Here is a 17,959-nt window from a genome sequence, read left to right as displayed (position 1 = left end):
CGTGGCATTGGGTTTGAGTTCGCCCGTAAAGGCCAGTTGGCTGGGGGATGAGTGGCGTGAGTTTAGAACGTATCCGCGCATGGAAAAAGCCTATCAGCGCTTAGATAAAGGTGATTACGCGGGTGCTCGGCAATGGCTTGAAGAGGCTTATAACATTGATCCTCGCCAAAGGAAGGCGACGTTGGCATTGGCCGAGGTGTGTTCGCGGCAACAAGATGCGCAGTGCTTGAGTCGTTTGGGGAAAGATTGGCTGCACCGCGCGCCCAATGATGGCATGGGCTACTTATTGCAAGCGTGGAGCGCTTATTTAAGTCACGATGATGCCCGTGTCTTGCAGCTTGCACCTGAAGCCTTAACGCGTTCGGGCTTAACGCCTTTGGCGCGCACTAAAGTGGCGGATGTTTGGATGAATGCCGCGATACGACAAGGTAGCGTGACGCAAATTCAAAAGACTTTGGCCCAAATCGCGCAATATCGAATTGTTTTGCCCCATGCCTTGTTGGCTCAGGTGGAAGCAGTGCTGCAGTCGGCCAAGTCTAATCCGACTTTCTCCGCCAAATTATTACCTTCGGCAATGTCGTCGATCGCTGCAACGATCAAGCCTAAAAAATCGCCGCACGTCGTTCAGCGCGATCTACCGACCCCGTCGAGTGCATTGCAAGCGGTAGTGCTTTTTCCTTACGCAGAATTACCTGCCGCGCAGCGCGAAGCGCAAATCAGTGCTGAATTTTCGGCTTTAATTGCCACGCATCAATACGTGGAACTCCAGCGTAAGCTTGCCCAGTTAAGGCAAGCGAATTTATGGACCCCCGCGCTGGGTGAGCTGGTGAGCAACCTCTTGCAAGGGAAAAACTGTCCTTTGTTAGTGAAAGTGACGCCGGTGTCTGACTTGCCCAGTCAAACGACCGAGCGCAGCCAAATGGCGGCGGCTTATTGCAGCCGAGAAAATTACCAACGCGCTGCGGCTTATTTTGCCGCGGCCAATCAGTTGAGTCAGCGTAAAGGACACGCTTCCGTTCAAGCCTTGCAAGGTGAAGGCGAAGCGTTATTGGCGATGGGGGAAACCGAGCGTGGCATGCAGCGCTTAGACCAAAGGCTGCAGTTGGAAATGGATGAAACACAAGCGCGCGCTTTGGCCAAGCTGGCTTTGCAGCATCTTGATTTGGCGGTCAGTGCGGATGTTGCGGCGCATTATCCTGATTATTTTCCGGCTGGCGAGTTGGCGTTACAAGCGGCACGCAAAGCCAAGCAAGATGGTGATAGCGCAGCGGCGGATACGGCTTATCAGCAAGCCTTAGCCGCAAATTCTAGTGGTTTGTTGTGGTATGAATATGCTGGGTTTTTGCAGCAATTGCAGCGCCATGAACAACAAGGTGCGGCATTGGCGCAAGCGGCCCAACTGGCGCCGAACAACCCGCAGATTTTGGCCGAATATGGTTTTTGGTTGAAAGGTCAAGGCAAAGTTGAGCAAGCTTTGGGCTTGTTTCGTGCGGCTTTAGCGCAGGATGCTAACCGGAAAGAATTAAACCCAGAAATTGCGCAGCTTGAAATGGCTTTGGGGAAAACTGAATTGGCCATTGCCGATTTACGCCTAAGTATTGATCATCAGGCCGAGATTCAAACTCGTTGGGGCTTGGATGCGGCGGCGATGCAAACGCAGCTGTTTGGCTGGCAACGCAATGTGCAAACCTTAGAAGACCGATGGCATTGGTCGTTGAGTAGTCAGGTTCGGTTAAATCAGGGGCCTGATGCTCGTCTACTGAGTAGCCCAGTGCAATTTGCGCAATATGGTGGTGCATTAAACGCAGAGGTGGCCTATCAACTGGATCCCTTGTTGGATATAGCCAGACCAACGACCGTGTTTGCCCGTACTGATGCCAGTTTGCAAGATCAATCGGTCCGCTTGCTAAATCACCATGCTAATTTTGGCGTTGGCGTTCGGCAGCGTTTATTAACCGACTATGTTTTAATGGGCTCGGCGGAGTGGATTTACCGGCAGGGCGCGCCTTATACCCAAGATGTGATGTTGCGATTGTCGGGTTCGCACTCGATCAATACCGATTGGCAACCGGCCAAGTCACAATGGACTTCTGTGACAGTGTATGGTGATGCGGCCGGGTTGATTCGTGCCAATAGCTATTATTTGACCGCTTTGGCCGAGGTGGGTGAGCATTATCGATTGGCCGATGCAGGGAAAACAACTTTAATGCCCTACATCAATAGTATGGTCGCGATGAATACTGATAATGAGCAGCATGCGACGGTGAGTCGATTCGATATCGGCGTTGGCTTGGCTTTGGTGAGTTGGTTGGGGGGAGATCCATGGCGAGCCCCTGATTTACAGCAAAGAATTGCACTTGAGGTTCGGCAGGCTATTGGTGGCAATAGCGATGACCGTTTTTCTGTTTTATTTCATTGGAGCATCTCACATTGAAATGGTCAGTCGCTGGATTAGTTTTTGTCTTGAGCTCAACAGGGCTATTGGCGAGCGTTTGCCAAGAACCGCAGCTTAAAACCATTATTTTGCAACCTTGGCAAAGTCAGTCCGAAGTCACGCCGGCCAATGCCCGCCGAATTAATCGGCAGTTGGATGCGCAGGGTTTTGGGATTGTGCTTTTGCAATGGAGTCGTAATGGTCAGGCTGAGTTTTGGCCTAGTGATGGCTCGGGCTGGTTGCAAAATCGCTTGCTACGAGATGGGCGTCGCAGCTACATCATGGGCTTATACTCCGACCCTGGTTTTTTTAAAGCGCTTCACTTACCCGACAATGAGTTAGATGCTTATTTGTCGGTTTTGCGTGAATTTAGCCTTGCTGAGGCCAAAAAAATCATTACGCAATCGAAGGTGACAATCGTTGGCTGGTATTTGCCCGAAGAAATTGATGATTTAAATTGGCGAACACCCGAAAGACAAGCGATGTTGGTACGGCATTATCAAGCCATTTCGCGTGATTTAAAGGTTTTGCGTCCCGATTTGCCGGTGTATGCGAGTTCTTTTTTTGGCGGATTTAGCACGCCAAAAGAATACGCTGCAATGCTGCGCTCATTGCAGCAGCAAACCGGGATTCAATGGATGGTGCAAGGGGGGCAAGGCGTATTGCGTAAACCGCAACCGGCGACTGCGGCTTATTTAAAGGCGGTGAATGCTGCGCTGCCACGGCAACAGTGGAGCGGTATTTTAGAAGTGTTTACCGAGAAAAATAGCCCTAAAGCGCAGCGTTTTTGTCCTGCGCTCTTGTCTGAAATTCAAAAAAGAAAAGTCGTTTGGTGTGCGGCAACGGGGGCCTCTCCGGCGGTGTATTTTTCGTTGAATCAATTGAGCGAGTCATTGTTTGGCATCCCGAATACGGGGTGCAAAAGTGAGCCATTGCACGGACCCTACCATCGTGATTAAAACGCGAGGCCATTGATGAATGACGCATTCAGTGTGATTGTACTCAGATAAAAACACAGTATTTCTGATTAAGTGTTTACCCCGAATAGGCTGCTGCCATCGTCTTAGTTTATTATCGAGCCATCGTTGATTTGATTTTTAGAGGAAGACTGCTATGGCTTTGACCCGCGCTGCATTTGATCAGTACATGGTGCCCAATTATGCGCCTGCTGCATTTATACCTGTTCGTGGCGAGGCCAGCCGTGTTTGGGATCAATCGGGTAAAGAATACATCGACTTTGCTGGTGGTATTGCCGTGAACTCTTTGGGCCATTGTCACCCGGCATTAGTTGGTGCTTTAACCAAGCAGGCCAATCAACTGTGGCATGTCTCGAACGTGTTTACCAATGAGCCGGCGCTGGCATTGGCGCAAAAATTAGTCGATGCCACATTTGCCGATAAAGTGTTTTTTTGCAATTCGGGTGCCGAGGCCAATGAGGCGGCGCTTAAATTAGCGCGCCGCGCCGCAATTGAGCAATTTGGTGAGCAAAAACATAAAGTGATTTCGGCGCTCAGCAGCTTTCACGGCCGAACCTTTTTTACCGTGTGTGTTGGCGGTCAGCCTAAATATTCGGACGGTTTTGGCCCTAAGCCTGCTGGCATTGAATACTTTGAATACAATAATTTAGAAGCATTCAAAGCCTTGATTGACGACGATACCGCTTGCGTGATTTTAGAGCCAATTCAAGGCGAGGGCGGTGTGGTGCCTGCCGATGCGGCCTTTTTGCAAGGCGTGCGTGATTTATGTACTCAGCACAACGCGTATTTGATTTTTGATGAAGTGCAGTCAGGAATGGGGCGTTCGGGGAGTTTGTTTGCGTATCAAGAATACGGCGTCGTGCCCGATATTTTGAGTAGCGCGAAAAGCTTAGGTGGCGGCTTTCCAATTGGTGCAATGCTGACTACGGCCGAGATTGCCAAATACCTCGTTGCCGGCACACACGGCACCACTTATGGTGGTAATCCATTGGCTTGTGCTGTTGCAGGCGCGGTGATTGATGTAATTAACACGCCTGAAGTCCTCGCTGGCGTTAAAACCAAGCACGCACAGTTTGTTGACGGCATTCACGCGATCAATGCGAAGTACCCCGTGTTTAGTCAAGTGCGTGGTCTTGGCTTATTAATTGGCGCGGTTTTATCTGCCGCCTATCAAGATCGGGCGAAAGAGATTTTGAATATCGCTGCGCAACATGGCGTGATGGTGTTAATGGCAGGGCCGAATGTGATTCGCTTTGCGCCTTCATTGGTGGTGAGTGATGAAGAGATTGCAACCGGCTTGTCTCGACTTGAAATGGCGATTGCACAGTTTGTTGCATAGCACGCCATCGCTAGATCAATACGCAACCGCCCGATGGGCGGTTTTTTTATGCGGATTGATTGTGATTGGTGCTGGGGCTATTGACGATGTATGTCGCTGTAGATCATATGAGTATTGGGCTAGATGAATATACCCCTTAGACGTTGTGAATGCATATCCTATTGAGATGATGACGTCATTAATAACGAATATGTAATAATTTGTAAGTGTGGCGAGCTAGGGAAAACCGCAGTATTCCGCATCACCACAAACAGGTAATTTTCACGTTATCTAAACTGTTACGGTAGAATTTGGTAGTTACTGATACGTAGCATGGATAAATAAAACGGCGAAACAATGGTTTCGTTGTACGAATAGTCTTTTTAGGGACGGGTCTGCAGTGGATATTTTTCTCCAACAAATTATTAATGGGTTGGTGATCGGCAGCATTTATGCGCTGATCGCTTTGGGGTACACCATGGTGTACGGCATCATGCAGTTGATTAATTTCGCGCATGGTGAAGTGGTGATGATCGGCGCAATGGTCACGATCACCTGCATCAATTTCTTATTGGGTCATCATTTTAATTTATCTGGGCCTGCCCTGTTGTTGGTGGGCTTACTCATGGCGATACCGGTGTCGATGGTGCTCGGTTATACCATTGAAAAAGTAGCCTATCGGCCTTTACGCCGTGCCCCCCGTCTGGCGCCGTTGATTACTGCGATTGGTGTGTCGATTGTGTTGCAACAATTGGCGATGCTGATTTGGGGCCGTAATTACCGGCCGTTCCCTGCGATTTTGCCAACCGAGGTGTATAGCATTGGTGGCGCTTCGATTACGCAAGTGCAAGTGGCGATTGTGGTTTTGACGTTGCTGCTGATGGCGGGCATGTATTTTCTGATTGAAAAAACCAAAATGGGCCGCGCGATGCGTGCCACAGCACAAAACCCCGAAGTAGCCAAATTAATGGGGGTGAATGTCAATCATATTATTTCAATGACATTCGTAATTGGTTCGGCTTTGGGCGCAATGGCGGGCGTGATGGTTGCGGCCAATTATGATCAAGCGCATGCGTATATGGGCTTTATGATCGGCTTGAAAGCCTTTACCGCGGCAGTGCTCGGTGGGATTGGTAATTTGGGCGGCGCGGTATTGGGTGGCTTATTGCTGGGTGTGATTGAAAGCTTGGGTGCTGGTTATCTGGGCGATTTAACTGGCGGCGTGCTCGGCAGTAATTACAAAGATATTTTAGCTTTTGTGGTGTTGATTCTCGTCTTGGTGTTCCGTCCTTCGGGTTTGATGGGTGAACGCGTTGCAGAACGTGCTTAAGCCGAGGTGAATATGACAAATACAATAAATAGCGCCGAATTTCGTGCCAATAATTTAAAAACCACGCTGGTGCTGGGCGTTCTGGCCGTGGTGTTAGCCATTTTGCCTTGGGTATTGGGCCACTTTTTTGAAAGTGGCAATTCATGGCTCAGGGCTGTGGACTTTGCTTTGCTCTACATTATGTTGGCTTTAGGGCTCAATATTGTGGTGGGCTACGCTGGCTTACTGGATCTGGGTTATATCGCGTTTTATGCTGTAGGCGCTTATACCTTCGCCTTACTTAATTCACCGCATTTGCAGGCGGTGATCCCAGAATGGCTATTTCAACCTAATTTCTTTGTCATGATGCTGATTGCGGCGTTGGTTGCGGGGATATTTGGCGTGATGTTGGGTTCGCCAACATTGAAATTACGCGGTGATTATTTAGCCATTGTGACTTTGGGTTTTGGTGAGATTATTCGGATTTTCATGAATAACTTAGATCGTCCGATCAATATCACCAATGGCCCACAAGGGATTAATAATATTCCTGCCGTGCAATTTGCCGGTTACGATTTGGGTCGGCCAATTGAATTTTTTGGTATTAGTTTTGAGAAAATTCATTTGTATTACTACCTGATTCTCGCAATGTGCTTTTTTATTATTTTTGTTTCGATGCGTCTGCAGCGCTCGCGTATTGGCCGTGCATGGGTGGCGATTCGTGAAGATGAAATTGCGGCGAATGCGATGGGCATTAATACCCGCAATGTCAAACTCTTGGCGTTTGCCATGGGTGCTAGCTTTGGTGGTGTAGCGGGTGCTTTATTTGCCAGCTTCCAAGGTTTTGTGTCCCCCGAGTCATTTACCTTGATGGAATCGATCATGGTGTTGGCGATGGTGGTATTGGGCGGGATGGGCAATATTCCTGGGGTGATTTTAGGCGCGGTGATTGTTTCGATTACGCCAGAAATTTTGCGTGACGTGATTAATCCATTGCAGCACGCTTTGGTGGGACGCAAGGTGGTTGACCCAGAAAACTTACGGATGTTGATTTTTGGTTTGGCCATGATTGTGATTATGCTGGTGAGACCCGCTGGCCTGTGGCCATCTAAGCAGCGCCGAGCTGAGTTGGCCCCAAAAACGAAAACCATTTCGCAACAAGAAAAAGACAGTTTGCAAGACGCGGAGCGCAATCATGACTGAGGTTTTATTAAGTATCAGTGGCATCAATAAGCGCTTTGGTGGATTGCATGCATTATCTGGCGTTGCTTTGTCGATTAATAAAGGTGAGATTTACGGTTTGATTGGCCCCAATGGCGCGGGTAAAACTACGCTATTTAATGTGCTAACGGGTTTGTATCAGCCTGATGAAGGGCAGTTCACTTTTAACGGCAAGGATTTATTTCGCAAAAAACCCAATGTCGTGGTTGAGGCTGGGATTGCGCGGACTTTCCAGAATATTCGTTTGTTTGCCAATATGACCGCCTTAGAAAACGTTATGGTGGGTCAACATGTTCGAACCCATACCGGCGTGATTGGCGCGGTGTTTCGGCCACCCAAAGCGCGTGCTGAAGAGGCGGCGATTACGCTTAAAGCCGAAACCTTGCTCGCTTATGTTGGTATTGCCGATAGAGCCGAGGAGTTGGCGCGTAATTTGTCGTATGGCGATCAACGTCGATTGGAGATTGCACGCGCCTTGGCGACCAATCCGCAGTTGTTGGCGCTCGATGAGCCAGCGGCGGGGATGAATCCGAAAGAGACCGATGATTTAAAAAAACTCATGGAAAAAATCCGTGATGATGGCGTGACCATTTTATTGATTGAGCATGATGTGAAATTAATGATGGGCTTGTGCGATCGGATTGCGGTGCTCGATTACGGCAAAAAAATTGCTGAGGGGATTCCTGAGTTAGTTAAAAACGATCCAAAAGTGATCGAAGCGTATTTAGGGGTGGCACCAGAATGACAGCGTCAGCGAACACATTATTACAAGTTAAAGATTTAAAGGTCGCTTATGGTGGGATTCATGCGGTTAAAGGCATTAATCTTGAAGTTAAAGAAGGCGAATTGGTGGCTTTAATTGGCGCTAATGGCGCGGGTAAAACCACCACCTTAAAAACTTTAATGGGCATGGTTAAGCCGGCCGCAGGTGAGATTTTATTTAAAAATCAATCGACAGCTAAAATCGAAGCGCATGATTATGTGCGGCATGGCTTGGTGATGGTGCCAGAAGGGCGAGGTATTTTTGGCCGCTTGACGGTTGAAGAAAACCTGTTGATGGGGGCGTATTGGCGCGATGATAAGGCGGAAATAGCCAATGATTTAGCCCGCGTGTATCAATTGTTTCCACGGGTGAAAGAGCGTTATAAGCAGCTGGCAGGCACGCTTTCTGGTGGTGAGCAGCAAATGGTCGCGATGGGGCGCGCTTTAATGAGCCGACCTAAGTTGTTGTTGCTCGATGAGCCGTCGATGGGTTTGGCGCCGATTATTGTGCAAAAGATCTTTGAGATTATTCGCATGGTAGCGGCTGAAGGCGTGACGATGTTGCTGGTGGAACAAAATGCCAAGTTGGCATTGCAAACCGCCAATCGTGGCTATGTGATGGAATCGGGTAAAGTGACTTTTAGCGATGATGCCGCCGCTTTACTCGCCAATGAAAAAGTTCAGCAAGCGTATCTTGGTGAATAATGTGTTGAATGAGTTTTGAATCAATCCCAGCTACGGCTGGGATTTTTTATTGCCAGTAGGTATTGATCGGTAAGCCTTTAATTGATTAGGCTAGAGATCGATACCTATGCTTAGCAGGTCTGGTGTAGCACAGTTGCCGATAGCGAGTGGGCTTGGGGAATGAACGTAAATAGTGTGCTTGGTTAAAACCGAATGTCGCGGTGATGGTAAGCTCGCAGGGTGAGTCGCCAGCAAAAAACTGAATTTAATCTAGCGATCTGTTCGCGCAGCAAAAAAAGGGAATGAGATGAGAATGGGTACGGCATTAACGCCTAGCGCCAGCAAGGTCATGTTATTGGGTGCGGGTGAATTGGGTAAGGAAGTGATTATTGCATTTCAGCGCTTAGGGGTTGAAGTCATTGCGGTGGATCGCTATGCCAATGCACCCGGCATGCAAGTGGCGCATCGCAGTCATGTGATCGATATGACCGATGGCCAAGCGCTGCGTGCCGTGGTGGCGTTAGAGCGGCCGCACTGGATTGTGCCGGAAATCGAAGCGATTGCGACGGACGCTTTGTTGGCGATTGAGGCGGAAGGTTTGGCGACGGTGATTCCAACGGCGCGGGCGACGCATCTGACGATGAATCGCGAAGGCATTCGCCGCTTGGCGGCAGAAGATTTAGGCTTGGCGACGTCGTCATACCGATTTGCCGACAGCTTGGCGCAGTTGCAAATCGCAGTGGCTGAAATTGGCTTTCCTTGCTTGGTTAAACCCGTTATGTCGTCCAGTGGTAAAGGGCAGTCGTTACTCAAAACGCCAGCAGATATCGTGACGGCTTGGGATTATGCCGCCAGTGGGGGGCGAGTTAAAAATGGCCGCGTGATTGTTGAGGGCTTTGTGGACTTTGATTATGAAATTACGCTGTTGACGGTGCGCGCAATCGCCGTTAATGGCGAGATTGAAACGCAGTTTTGCCAGCCGATTGGCCATGTGCAAGTGAGTGGTGATTATGTTGAAAGCTGGCAGCCACAAGCGATGTCGGCTTTGGCGCTGTCTCGAGCGCAAGACATCGCCGAAAAAGTAACCACCGCCTTGGGTGGGCGCGGGGTGTTTGGGGTTGAGCTTTTTGTGAAAGGCGATGCGGTGTGGTTCAGTGAAGTCAGCCCGCGACCGCATGATACCGGCTTAGTGACGTTACAAAGCCAGCAATATTCAGAATTTGAATTGCACGCGCGGGCGATTTTAGGCCTGCCAGTGGATGTGAGTTTGCGCTCGCCAGCCGCGAGTGCCGTGATCTACGGTGGCGTAGATGCGGTTGGCGTTGCGTTTGATGGTGTGGCGCAGGCTATGGCCGTACCGACCGCTGATGTGCGTTTGTTTGGCAAGCCTGAAGCCTTTGTCCGCCGCAGAATGGGCGTGGCGCTGGCCAGTGGCGTGGATGTTGCGCAAGCGCGGCAGCGCGCTAAATTAGCCGCTAGTTGTGTGCAGCCAGTTGAGGTGAATCATGACTGACAGCGCAGCAGTGCAGGCGATGACGCCGTATGAGTTACTTGGTGGTTCGGCAATTTTGCGGCAACTGGTTGATCGGTTTTACGACATTATGGCGAGCGATCCTCGTGCGGCGGGAGTGCATGCGATGCATCATGCCGATACCACGCAGATTCGTGAACGATTTTATGATTTTTTGTCGGGCTGGCTCGGTGGGCCGCAATTATTTATTGAAAAATATGGCCACCCACGTTTGCGTGGGCGGCATATGCCGTTTGCCATTGGTGAGGCCGAGCGCGATCAATGGATGCTGTGTATGTTGCAAGCTTTGGCCGAGGTGCCGATGAGTAACGATTTACGCGAACATTTGGAAGAGGCATTTATGAAAACCGCTGATTTTATGCGTAATCAGTAAGTTTTGCGGGTATTTAACTGCGGCCTTTATTTTATATGCTCTGCAGTTAAATACCCTTGCCTTGTTTATTCGTGGTATCGAATTAAGCGGGCTACTTCATTTTTAGAACCGAGCATCACCGGCACGCGTTGATGCAGCTGGCTCGGTTGCACGTCTAAGGTCAGTTGTTGTCCGGTGCTACTGGCACCACCCGCTTGCTCAACAATCATCGCCATGGGGTTGGCTTCGTAAAGTAGGCGTAGTTTTCCGTTCGGTTTGGCGCTGTCTTTCGGGTATAAAAATACCCCGCCACGAATCAAAATGCGATGCACTTCGGCGGCCATTGAGGCCACCCAGCGCATATTGAAGTTTTCGCCACGCGGCCCTGATTTGCCAGCAACACACTCATCAATATACCGCGCGATGGGCGCTTCCCAAAAACGTGAATTGGAGGCGTTAATGGCAAATTCTCGGGTGTCGTTGGGAATGGTTAATTCAGGATGGGTTAAAACAAACTCGCCAATCTCACGGTCTAAAGTAAACCCTTGCACACCCGTACCTGTGGTAATGACCAGCATGGTGGACGAACCATATAAGGCGTAGCCTGCGGCGATTTGTTGGCGACCCGCTTGCAAAAAATCAGACTCGGTTGGGGTTTGCTCGGGCGCGAGTAAAATAGAGAAAATGCTGCCAACTGAAATATTGACGTCGACATTGGATGAGCCGTCCAGCGGATCAAATACCAGCAAATATCGGCCCTGTGGATTGCATTGCACGATGCTGTCGAGCTCTTCGGAGGCCATGGCGGCAAAATGTCCGCAAGCGCCTGCCCAGTTGAGCATGATGTCATTGCTGATAATGTCGAGTTTTTTTTGTTCTTCCCCTTGGATATTGCCACTGCCCGCATCGCCTTGCGTGCCAGATAAAGCCGCGCGGGCGACCGCATTGCTAATCACTTTACAAGCACTAGCAATATGATCAAGCATCTGGCGCATGTCGCTAGGCTGTGTTTGCAAGCAAGTGGAGAGTGGCACGGTCATGGGGATTCCTTATAAAGTCATTTGTGCTGCGGCACGGCTAGTGAAACTGGCCGCTTGATAAATGCGGACTAAAGAATGAACTTCTAATGAGGCGCTGCCAATTAAGCCGCCGTCAATATCGGGCATGGCAAATAAAGCGGTGGCATTGTCGGCTTTGACGCTGCCACCATACAGTAACATCATTTCATCGGCGGCATCGGCATCGGTTTTGGCGAGGTATTCACGGATAAATTGATGCGCTGCTTGGGCAATCGCCGGGGTGGCGACTTTGCCAGTGCCAATTGCCCAAACCGGCTCATAGGCAATAATGGCTTGTCGCCAGCCTGATGTGGCCAGTAGTGCGTCCAGTTGCTGGCCGAGAATATGCTCGAGTTGCCCAGCGTTGCGCTCGTCCAAGGTTTCACCAATACAGACAATCGGTGTAATGCCCGCATCAATACAGGCTTGAGCTTTTGCCGCAATCAGTAAGTTGTCTTCGCGGTGATGCTGGCGACGCTCGGAGTGGCCGACAATCGCATGATGGCAGCCCAGTTCTGCCAGCATGGTGGCAGACCATTCGCCCGTGCGCGCGCCATTTTGCTGTGCGGCAACGTCTTGTCCGCAGCAATGAATGCCGGTTTGTTGCGCGAGGCGCCCCAGTTCACTTAAATACGGCGCTGGCGGGCTGATAATCAGGTCGGCGCCAGGCTGGACGATGTGATTGAGTTGATTGATGGTTTCTCGACACAGCGCAAGACTGCCATGCATTTTCCAGTTGGCGACGACGAGTTTATTACGGCGCGCAAGGGTTAATTTTTGGCGGTTGTGTGGTGCGGTATTCCAAAGCATATCGGACTCCTTCGGGGCATCAATCAGAGGGATGGGCTCGTCATTGATTGTTTCTGTTATCAGCGACCAATTCGATGCTAGAGGCGTTCAACTGAATGCATCTGCACGGTTAAGCCAATATCGCTAGTCGGGGTAGGGGCCTGAATGTCGAGTTCACCCTTAGGCGATGCAAGAATAGACCCGCGATCCTATTGATGAAAGCTGGGGAAATCCGTATTGGGTACAACAGCACTAGGTAAATCCCCTTGGGCTTAACTCAGATTTAGGGCTAGTGGTATTAGACTTGAGAGGGGGCGACTATTTCGGCCGGTCATTGGTGTGGGGGTGTTTGAGTGGGCTGATTTGGGGTTGCCATGCTGATTTAAAAAGAAAAATGGATTTTTGGTGGGTCAATCAGCGCTTGTCCGCGGTGGTGTCGAATGACGATTCTCGATCGCGAACAAGCCCAGTTCATGCGTGTGCTGTTTTAAGTGGTATTACTTTATGTACCACCCATAAAGTCGTTTTGACGCCATGCTTCATAAATGGTGATTGCCACCGTATTGGATAAATTTAAGCTGCGATTATCAGGCTGCATCGGGACGCGGATGCGCCGATCGGCGGCAAAAGTTTGCAATAAATCGGCGGGCAAGCCCCGCGTTTCTGGTCCAAATACAAACACATCGCCCGGTTCGTACTGTAATAAGTCAAAGCGTTGCGAGCCTTTGGTGGTGGCAGCAAAAAAACGCTGACCCGCTAAGTGCGCGACACAGGCATCCCAGTCTTCATGGACCAACATATTGGCATATTCATGGTAGTCGAGTCCGGCGCGTTTCATTTTGGTGTCATCCAAAGGAAAGCCCAGCGGTTTGACCAGATGCAAAATGCAACCGGTGTTGGCGGCCAATCGAATGACATTGCCCGTATTGGGCGGGATTTCAGGTTGGAATAAAACGATATTGAACATGATGTCGCTGATGAATGAATAACAAAAGTAGCTAGTTTATCACTTGAATCGCGGATGGTTTTGTCGTTTGGTTTTTTCATGCATTCAAAACCCAAGATTGTATTTTGATCTGCTGATTTATTTTGGCTGAGGGCGCTCACCATCGCTGATGTGGGGTATGAAGGTGAAAAGTACGCTTCGCGGCGGATTAAGAGCAATACTTGTAACAGCGCGACTGTTATCTGATGTTGGGTGCTGTTAGAATAAGATTATAACTTTATTCAAGATGATGCCGAATGACTCATACCGCGACACTACTGATCAGTTGCCCAGATCGAAAAGGCTTGTCTGCCGCGATTGCTAATTTTTTGTATACCTATAACGCCAATATCGTTCATTCCGATCAACACCAAGACAATGCCGATAGCTTGTTTTTGATGCGTATCGAATGGGATTTGGCTGATTTTACTTTGGATATGAACGCATTTGCTGCGGCTTTTCAGCCGATTGCGGATCGTTTTCAAATGACATGGAAAGTCTCCTTGTCGAATCGGCCACAAAAAGTCGCTATTTTTGTTTCGAAATATGATCATTGCTTAGTTGATTTATTGCATCGACATAAAAGTGGCGAGTTTAATTGTGAAATTCCGTTAATTATTTCTAATCACGAAGATTGCCGTGCATTGGCCGATTTTTATGGGATTGAATATCACGTTATTACTGTCGGTAAAGACAATAAAGCGGCTGCAGAGGCAGCGCAAACGGCATTGCTGCATGAAAAAGAAATCGATTTGATTGTGTTGGCGCGATATATGCAAGTGTTAAGCCATGAATTTACTGCGCAATTCCCGCAGCGCATTATCAATATTCATCATAGCTTTTTGCCCGCTTTTGATGGCGCTAAGCCTTACCATCGTGCGTTTGCCCGCGGGGTTAAATTAATTGGTGCAACCAGCCATTATGTGACCGAAGTACTCGATGATGGCCCAATTATTGAACAAGATGTGAACCGAATTTCGCATCGAGATGATGTTGAAGCATTGATTCAACAAGGTCGTGATTTAGAGCGCGTGGTCTTGTCGCGTGCAGTGCGTTGGCATTTACAACATCGTGTTTTGGTGTATTCAAATAAAACGGTTATTTTTGATTGATGACTGCATATTGCTTGTGTTTGTTGCTTGTGTTTTAGGCAAAAAAAGTCCCGCATCTAAAAGCGGGACTTTTTTATTGCTGACTACGCCTTGATTCGTCGCGAACATCACGCCCGCGCGGCGGCAAACTCAACGTCAACAGGGCCTAGCTATTTAGTTCTGTTTTTGGCAATACCACATGCACAATTAAGCCATGCGGGTCGGCATCGCGTAATTGCACGCTCCCGGCGTGACGTTCTGCAATTTCACGCACAATGGCCATTCCTAGACCGCAGCCATTACCAGTTTGCTCGCGGCGATAAAAACGCTCAAATACCCGATCTTTATCACTATCCGGAATGCCCGGGCCATTGTCTTCAACGTCGACAATGTAGTTTTTTTCGTCTTCTGTCAGTCGAACGGTCACGCTGCCATCACGAGGAATGTATTTAATGGCGTTTTCAACCAAGTTAATAAACATTTCTCTCAGGAGTGCTGAGTTACCATGCAGTGGCGCATCTTGCACAAAGCAATCGCAACCCAGATCGATCCGCGCTGCTAAAGCCCTTGGCACGAGTTCAGCGGTTAAGTCGCGAATGATTTTGGCCAAATCCATATGTACTTTAGGGATGCTGGTTTGGCTACCCGGTTCAGAGCGGGCCAAGGTCAATAGTTGATTGACCAAATGGATACTTCGCGTGGCACTGGTATGCACCATATTGAGCCGTTCGCGCAGCCCTTCAGGTGAGTTTTCTCGCATGGCCAATTCAGTTTGCGATTTTAGTCCTGCGAGTGGTGTACGTAATTGGTGTGCTGCATCGGCAATAAATCGACGTTGCCGGTCAATACTGGCTTCGGTGGTCGCCAATAAATGATTCAGTGCTGCCGAGAGTGCATTCAGTTCACGAGGTGCATCTTGTAAGGCCAGTGGCGATAAATCTTGTGGCTTACGTAATTCCATCATGGATTGCAATTGGGCTAACGGCCGTAGACCACGCCCTATACCCCACCAAACAAAGAAAATGGTGATGATGATGAGTAAGAGTAAGGGGATTGCGGTAGATAGAAAAATATTGCGGGTGTAAATGTCACGTTCATGCAGATTGAAGGCGATTTGTATGATTTTGTTTGATTGCGCTACGTCACTTTGCATCAATACACGATATTCTTGACCGTCAATTTTTTGGTAATAAAAAAATGGATCGCTTTGCGGTTGATATAGTTGAGGCATAACTAAATCAGCTCTGCCGGCGATTAAGCGCTGATTGTTATCGTGGATAGAAAAAATTTCAAGATCGTCCAGCGAATCAATCGTTGCGATAATTTTGCTGTTGAGTTCTGGGCTAATCTGCGTTTGGTGTTGAACGAGTTTGGAGACGGCATTGGCCGATTTGATTAGACGTTTATCAATGGCATTGTCGGCATAATGCAAAGTAATTGATAAAAAAAGTGCTGCCCCAGCAAGGCAAAAGACCAGCTGGGGCAGTAAAAGCCACAACAATAATTGTTGTCGTAGCGAAGTTTTAGTTAGTCGCATCAGTAGGAATGACTTGCTGCTTTTCAAGTAAATAACCCAAACCACGAATGGTACGAATCACCACGCCTGCTGGATCTAATTTTTTACGTAAGCGATGCACGTACACTTCAATTGCATTCAGGCCAACTTCAGCGTTCTCATTGCCTAATTCGCTGACGATTTGCTCTTTAGTGACAACGCGATCGATGTTTGACATCAAAATTTCGAGTACAGTCAATTCACGAGCCGATAGGTCCAGCGGTGTGTCATTGCACCATGCACGTTGACCGGCGCGGTCAAGACGTAAATTGCCAAGCTGCTGTACTGATTGTGGCAAGATTTGGCTGCGGCGTAACAGGGCACGCAAACGCGCTTCGAGTTCAGAGAATTCAAATGGTTTTGCCAAATAATCATCCGCACCCGCATCCAAACCTGCGACGCGTTCATCCAAACCATCCAATGCGGTTAGAATCAAAATCGGCAAAGAAGGCTTATGCTGACGAACATTACGCAATACAGTCAGGCCGTCCATATTTGGTAGGCCGATATCCAAAACAACGGCATCGTAGTCGTTGTGGAGTAAAATTTGTAATGCTAATGCGCCATCATTGACGCAATCGCATTGAAAGTCTGCTTGCGAAAGACTTGATTTTAGCGCGTCGGCTAAGATCAGGTCGTCTTCAGCTAAGAATAGTTTAGTGGCCATTGGGTATATCCCCTTTTGTAAGATTAAGCTTACCGCAGAGTGTAGCGTTAATTTCTAAAATCCCCAAGTTCAATTTGTTGCGTTTATGGTCTTACATCGATTAAGTGATTGATTTAATTCGTCTATATTTCTTTTTTCAGCTTTGCCGTTTGTCAGCCAGCCTGTCAGCTCGGTACGAACCAATTCTTCGAGCGCAGAAATCCACTTGGCATGGTCGTTCAGGCAAGGAATAAACTGATAGCTTTTTCCGCCAGCTTTTAAGTAATCATGCTGGCCTTCAATGGCAATTTCTTCCAGTGTTTCTAAGCAGTCGGCAACAAAACCGGGGCAGATCACATCCAGCTGTGATAGTTGCTGTTGGCCAAGCTGTTGCAATACCTGACTGGTATAAGGTTTAAGCCATTCAGCTTTGCCAAAGCGAGATTGAAATGAAACGGTATATTGGGCGGGGGTCAGATCAAGCGCTTCGGCCAAAAGACGGCCGGTTTTAAGTGCATGGCAATGATATGGGTCGCCTTTTTCCAGCGTATAACGCGGCACGCCGTGAAAGCTCATCAGTAAGTGCTCGCCTTTGCCATTGGCTTGCCAGTGCTGGCGAACTTGCGCAGCCAAGGCGGCGATATAGTGAGGATGGTCGTAATAAGGTGCCACGGTGCGGATGGCCGGTTGAAAACGTGTTTTTTGTAATACACGGTAAACCTCATCATTCACACTGGCGGTGGTGCTGGCGGCATATTGTGGATACATCGGCACAATAATAATTTTATTGCAATTGAGTGCCTTTAATTGGCTGATTTGACTTTCGATGGAAGGCGAGCCGTAGCGCATGGCATAGTCAACCACCAATTGCCCTGGAAATGCTTCGCCCAGTTGACCCTTAAGGAGCTTGGCTTGTTTGATGGTCCAGACTTTGAGTGGTGAGCCTTCTTTGGTCCAAATGCTGGCGTATTTTTCGGCACTTTTTTTTGGCCGTACCGTCAAAATAATGCCGTTGAGTATGAGCCACCAAATGGCTTTGGGAATCTCAACCACGCGGGGATCAGATAGAAACTGTCTTAAGTAAGGGCGTACCGCTTGGGCGGTGGGTGCTTCTGGTGTGCCTAGGTTGATTAAAAGTACGCCAATTTTGGCTGGATTTTGATGTGCGAATTGCGGTTCAGTTAAATAGCGAGCCATAGTTTTAAATGGAAAAGAGTGAAAGAGGGTTCGGTCATCATAAATCGATC

The 17,959-nt window shown here is 48.7% G+C and carries 16 protein-coding genes; 10 read left to right on the top strand and 6 right to left on the bottom strand.

What is annotated here, in order from left to right:
* Positions 1-13: 13 nt before the first annotated feature.
* From LG219_RS03225 to LG219_RS03185, 9 genes are all read left to right on the top strand, one after another.
* On the top strand, positions 14-2,434 hold the full coding sequence (locus LG219_RS03225) for an NfrA family protein (protein WP_226763097.1): 2,421 nt from the start codon (positions 14-16) through the stop codon (positions 2,432-2,434).
* Complete coding sequence (locus LG219_RS03220; protein ID WP_226763096.1) at positions 2,431-3,393, top strand: DUF4434 domain-containing protein; 963 nt, start codon at positions 2,431-2,433, stop codon at positions 3,391-3,393. Before LG219_RS03225 ends, LG219_RS03220 begins: the two co-directional genes overlap by 4 nt.
* A 154-nt stretch (positions 3,394-3,547) precedes the next feature.
* On the top strand, positions 3,548-4,750 hold the full coding sequence (locus tag LG219_RS03215) for an aspartate aminotransferase family protein (RefSeq protein WP_226763095.1): 1,203 nt from the start codon (positions 3,548-3,550) through the stop codon (positions 4,748-4,750).
* 379 nt (positions 4,751-5,129) lie between these two features.
* A complete protein-coding gene (locus LG219_RS03210) occupies positions 5,130-6,059 on the top strand; it encodes a branched-chain amino acid ABC transporter permease (RefSeq protein ID WP_182075037.1) in 930 nt (309 codons plus the stop codon).
* Between the two features lie 12 nt (positions 6,060-6,071).
* Positions 6,072-7,241, top strand: a complete 1,170-nt coding sequence (locus LG219_RS03205) for an ABC transporter permease subunit (RefSeq protein WP_226763094.1) — start codon at positions 6,072-6,074, stop codon at positions 7,239-7,241.
* Complete coding sequence (locus LG219_RS03200) at positions 7,234-8,004, top strand: ABC transporter ATP-binding protein (protein ID WP_226763093.1); 771 nt, start codon at positions 7,234-7,236, stop codon at positions 8,002-8,004. The genes LG219_RS03205 and LG219_RS03200 overlap by 8 nt, the downstream gene beginning before the upstream one ends.
* The gene (locus tag LG219_RS03195) at positions 8,001-8,726 is read left to right on the top strand and encodes an ABC transporter ATP-binding protein (RefSeq protein WP_226763092.1); all 726 of its coding nucleotides are present in this window, start codon (positions 8,001-8,003) and stop codon (positions 8,724-8,726) included. The genes LG219_RS03200 and LG219_RS03195 overlap by 4 nt, the downstream gene beginning before the upstream one ends.
* 292 nt (positions 8,727-9,018) lie before the next feature.
* Positions 9,019-10,218 (top strand): formate-dependent phosphoribosylglycinamide formyltransferase, encoded by a 1,200-nt coding sequence (gene purT, locus LG219_RS03190; protein WP_250647137.1) that lies wholly within the window; start codon positions 9,019-9,021, stop codon positions 10,216-10,218.
* Positions 10,211-10,609 (top strand): group II truncated hemoglobin, encoded by a 399-nt coding sequence (locus LG219_RS03185; protein ID WP_226763090.1) that lies wholly within the window; start codon positions 10,211-10,213, stop codon positions 10,607-10,609. Before purT ends, LG219_RS03185 begins: the two co-directional genes overlap by 8 nt.
* Before the next feature lie 65 nt (positions 10,610-10,674).
* On the opposite strand, the gene LG219_RS03180 is transcribed toward LG219_RS03185, so the two are convergent.
* The 3 genes from LG219_RS03180 to trmL all read right to left on the bottom strand — a co-directional run bounded on the left by LG219_RS03180 (position 10,675) and on the right by trmL (position 13,402).
* Complete coding sequence (locus LG219_RS03180; protein WP_226763089.1) at positions 10,675-11,628, bottom strand: class 1 fructose-bisphosphatase; 954 nt, start codon at positions 11,626-11,628, stop codon at positions 10,675-10,677.
* 9 nt (positions 11,629-11,637) lie between these two features.
* On the bottom strand, positions 11,638-12,456 hold the full coding sequence (gene tpiA / locus LG219_RS03175; protein WP_226763088.1) for a triose-phosphate isomerase: 819 nt from the start codon (positions 12,454-12,456) through the stop codon (positions 11,638-11,640).
* 481 nt (positions 12,457-12,937) lie between these two features.
* The gene (trmL, locus tag LG219_RS03170; protein WP_226763087.1) at positions 12,938-13,402 is read right to left on the bottom strand and encodes a tRNA (uridine(34)/cytosine(34)/5-carboxymethylaminomethyluridine(34)-2'-O)-methyltransferase TrmL; all 465 of its coding nucleotides are present in this window, start codon (positions 13,400-13,402) and stop codon (positions 12,938-12,940) included.
* A 275-nt stretch (positions 13,403-13,677) separates the two neighbouring features.
* On the opposite strand from trmL, the gene purU reads away from it, so the two are divergent.
* Positions 13,678-14,532 (top strand): formyltetrahydrofolate deformylase, encoded by an 855-nt coding sequence (purU, locus tag LG219_RS03165; protein ID WP_226763086.1) that lies wholly within the window; start codon positions 13,678-13,680, stop codon positions 14,530-14,532.
* Positions 14,533-14,677: 145 nt separating this feature from the next.
* Here purU and LG219_RS03160 read toward each other — a convergent pair whose 3' ends face one another.
* From LG219_RS03160 to hemH, 3 genes are all read right to left on the bottom strand, one after another.
* Complete coding sequence (locus LG219_RS03160) at positions 14,678-16,048, bottom strand: sensor histidine kinase (RefSeq protein WP_226763085.1); 1,371 nt, start codon at positions 16,046-16,048, stop codon at positions 14,678-14,680.
* Complete coding sequence (locus LG219_RS03155) at positions 16,035-16,733, bottom strand: response regulator transcription factor (RefSeq protein WP_173533858.1); 699 nt, start codon at positions 16,731-16,733, stop codon at positions 16,035-16,037. The genes LG219_RS03160 and LG219_RS03155 overlap by 14 nt, the downstream gene beginning before the upstream one ends.
* 69 nt (positions 16,734-16,802) lie before the next feature.
* Entirely contained in the window at positions 16,803-17,909 is a 1,107-nt protein-coding gene (gene hemH, locus LG219_RS03150) for a ferrochelatase (RefSeq protein ID WP_226763084.1), read from the bottom strand.
* Positions 17,910-17,959: the final 50 nt, after the last annotated feature.

The organism is Deefgea salmonis, assembly GCF_020531905.1.
GTDB lineage: Bacteria > Pseudomonadota > Gammaproteobacteria > Burkholderiales > Chitinibacteraceae > Deefgea > Deefgea salmonis.
Note: the sequence above shows the minus strand (reverse complement) of the source record. Positions and strands in the feature narration are given on the sequence as shown.

What these genes read in the sequence shown, in the direction of transcription:
- LG219_RS03215 (WP_226763095.1), top strand. Translation starts at nt 3,548, where the DNA reads ATGGCTTTGACCCGCGCTGCATTTGATCAGTACATGGTGCCCAATTAT.
- LG219_RS03205 (WP_226763094.1), top strand. Translation starts at nt 6,072, where the DNA reads ATGACAAATACAATAAATAGCGCCGAATTTCGTGCCAATAATTTAAAA.
- LG219_RS03200 (WP_226763093.1), top strand. Translation starts at nt 7,234, where the DNA reads ATGACTGAGGTTTTATTAAGTATCAGTGGCATCAATAAGCGCTTTGGT.
- LG219_RS03195 (WP_226763092.1), top strand. Translation starts at nt 8,001, where the DNA reads ATGACAGCGTCAGCGAACACATTATTACAAGTTAAAGATTTAAAGGTC.
- purT (WP_250647137.1), top strand. Translation starts at nt 9,019, where the DNA reads ATGGGTACGGCATTAACGCCTAGCGCCAGCAAGGTCATGTTATTGGGT.
- LG219_RS03185 (WP_226763090.1), top strand. Translation starts at nt 10,211, where the DNA reads ATGACTGACAGCGCAGCAGTGCAGGCGATGACGCCGTATGAGTTACTT.
- LG219_RS03180 (WP_226763089.1), bottom strand. Translation starts at nt 11,628, where the DNA reads ATGACCGTGCCACTCTCCACTTGCTTGCAAACACAGCCTAGCGACATG.
- tpiA (WP_226763088.1), bottom strand. Translation starts at nt 12,456, where the DNA reads ATGCTTTGGAATACCGCACCACACAACCGCCAAAAATTAACCCTTGCG.
- trmL (WP_226763087.1), bottom strand. Translation starts at nt 13,402, where the DNA reads ATGTTCAATATCGTTTTATTCCAACCTGAAATCCCGCCCAATACGGGC.
- purU (WP_226763086.1), top strand. Translation starts at nt 13,678, where the DNA reads ATGACTCATACCGCGACACTACTGATCAGTTGCCCAGATCGAAAAGGC.
- LG219_RS03160 (WP_226763085.1), bottom strand. Translation starts at nt 16,048, where the DNA reads ATGCGACTAACTAAAACTTCGCTACGACAACAATTATTGTTGTGGCTT.
- LG219_RS03155 (WP_173533858.1), bottom strand. Translation starts at nt 16,733, where the DNA reads ATGGCCACTAAACTATTCTTAGCTGAAGACGACCTGATCTTAGCCGAC.
- hemH (WP_226763084.1), bottom strand. Translation starts at nt 17,909, where the DNA reads ATGGCTCGCTATTTAACTGAACCGCAATTCGCACATCAAAATCCAGCC.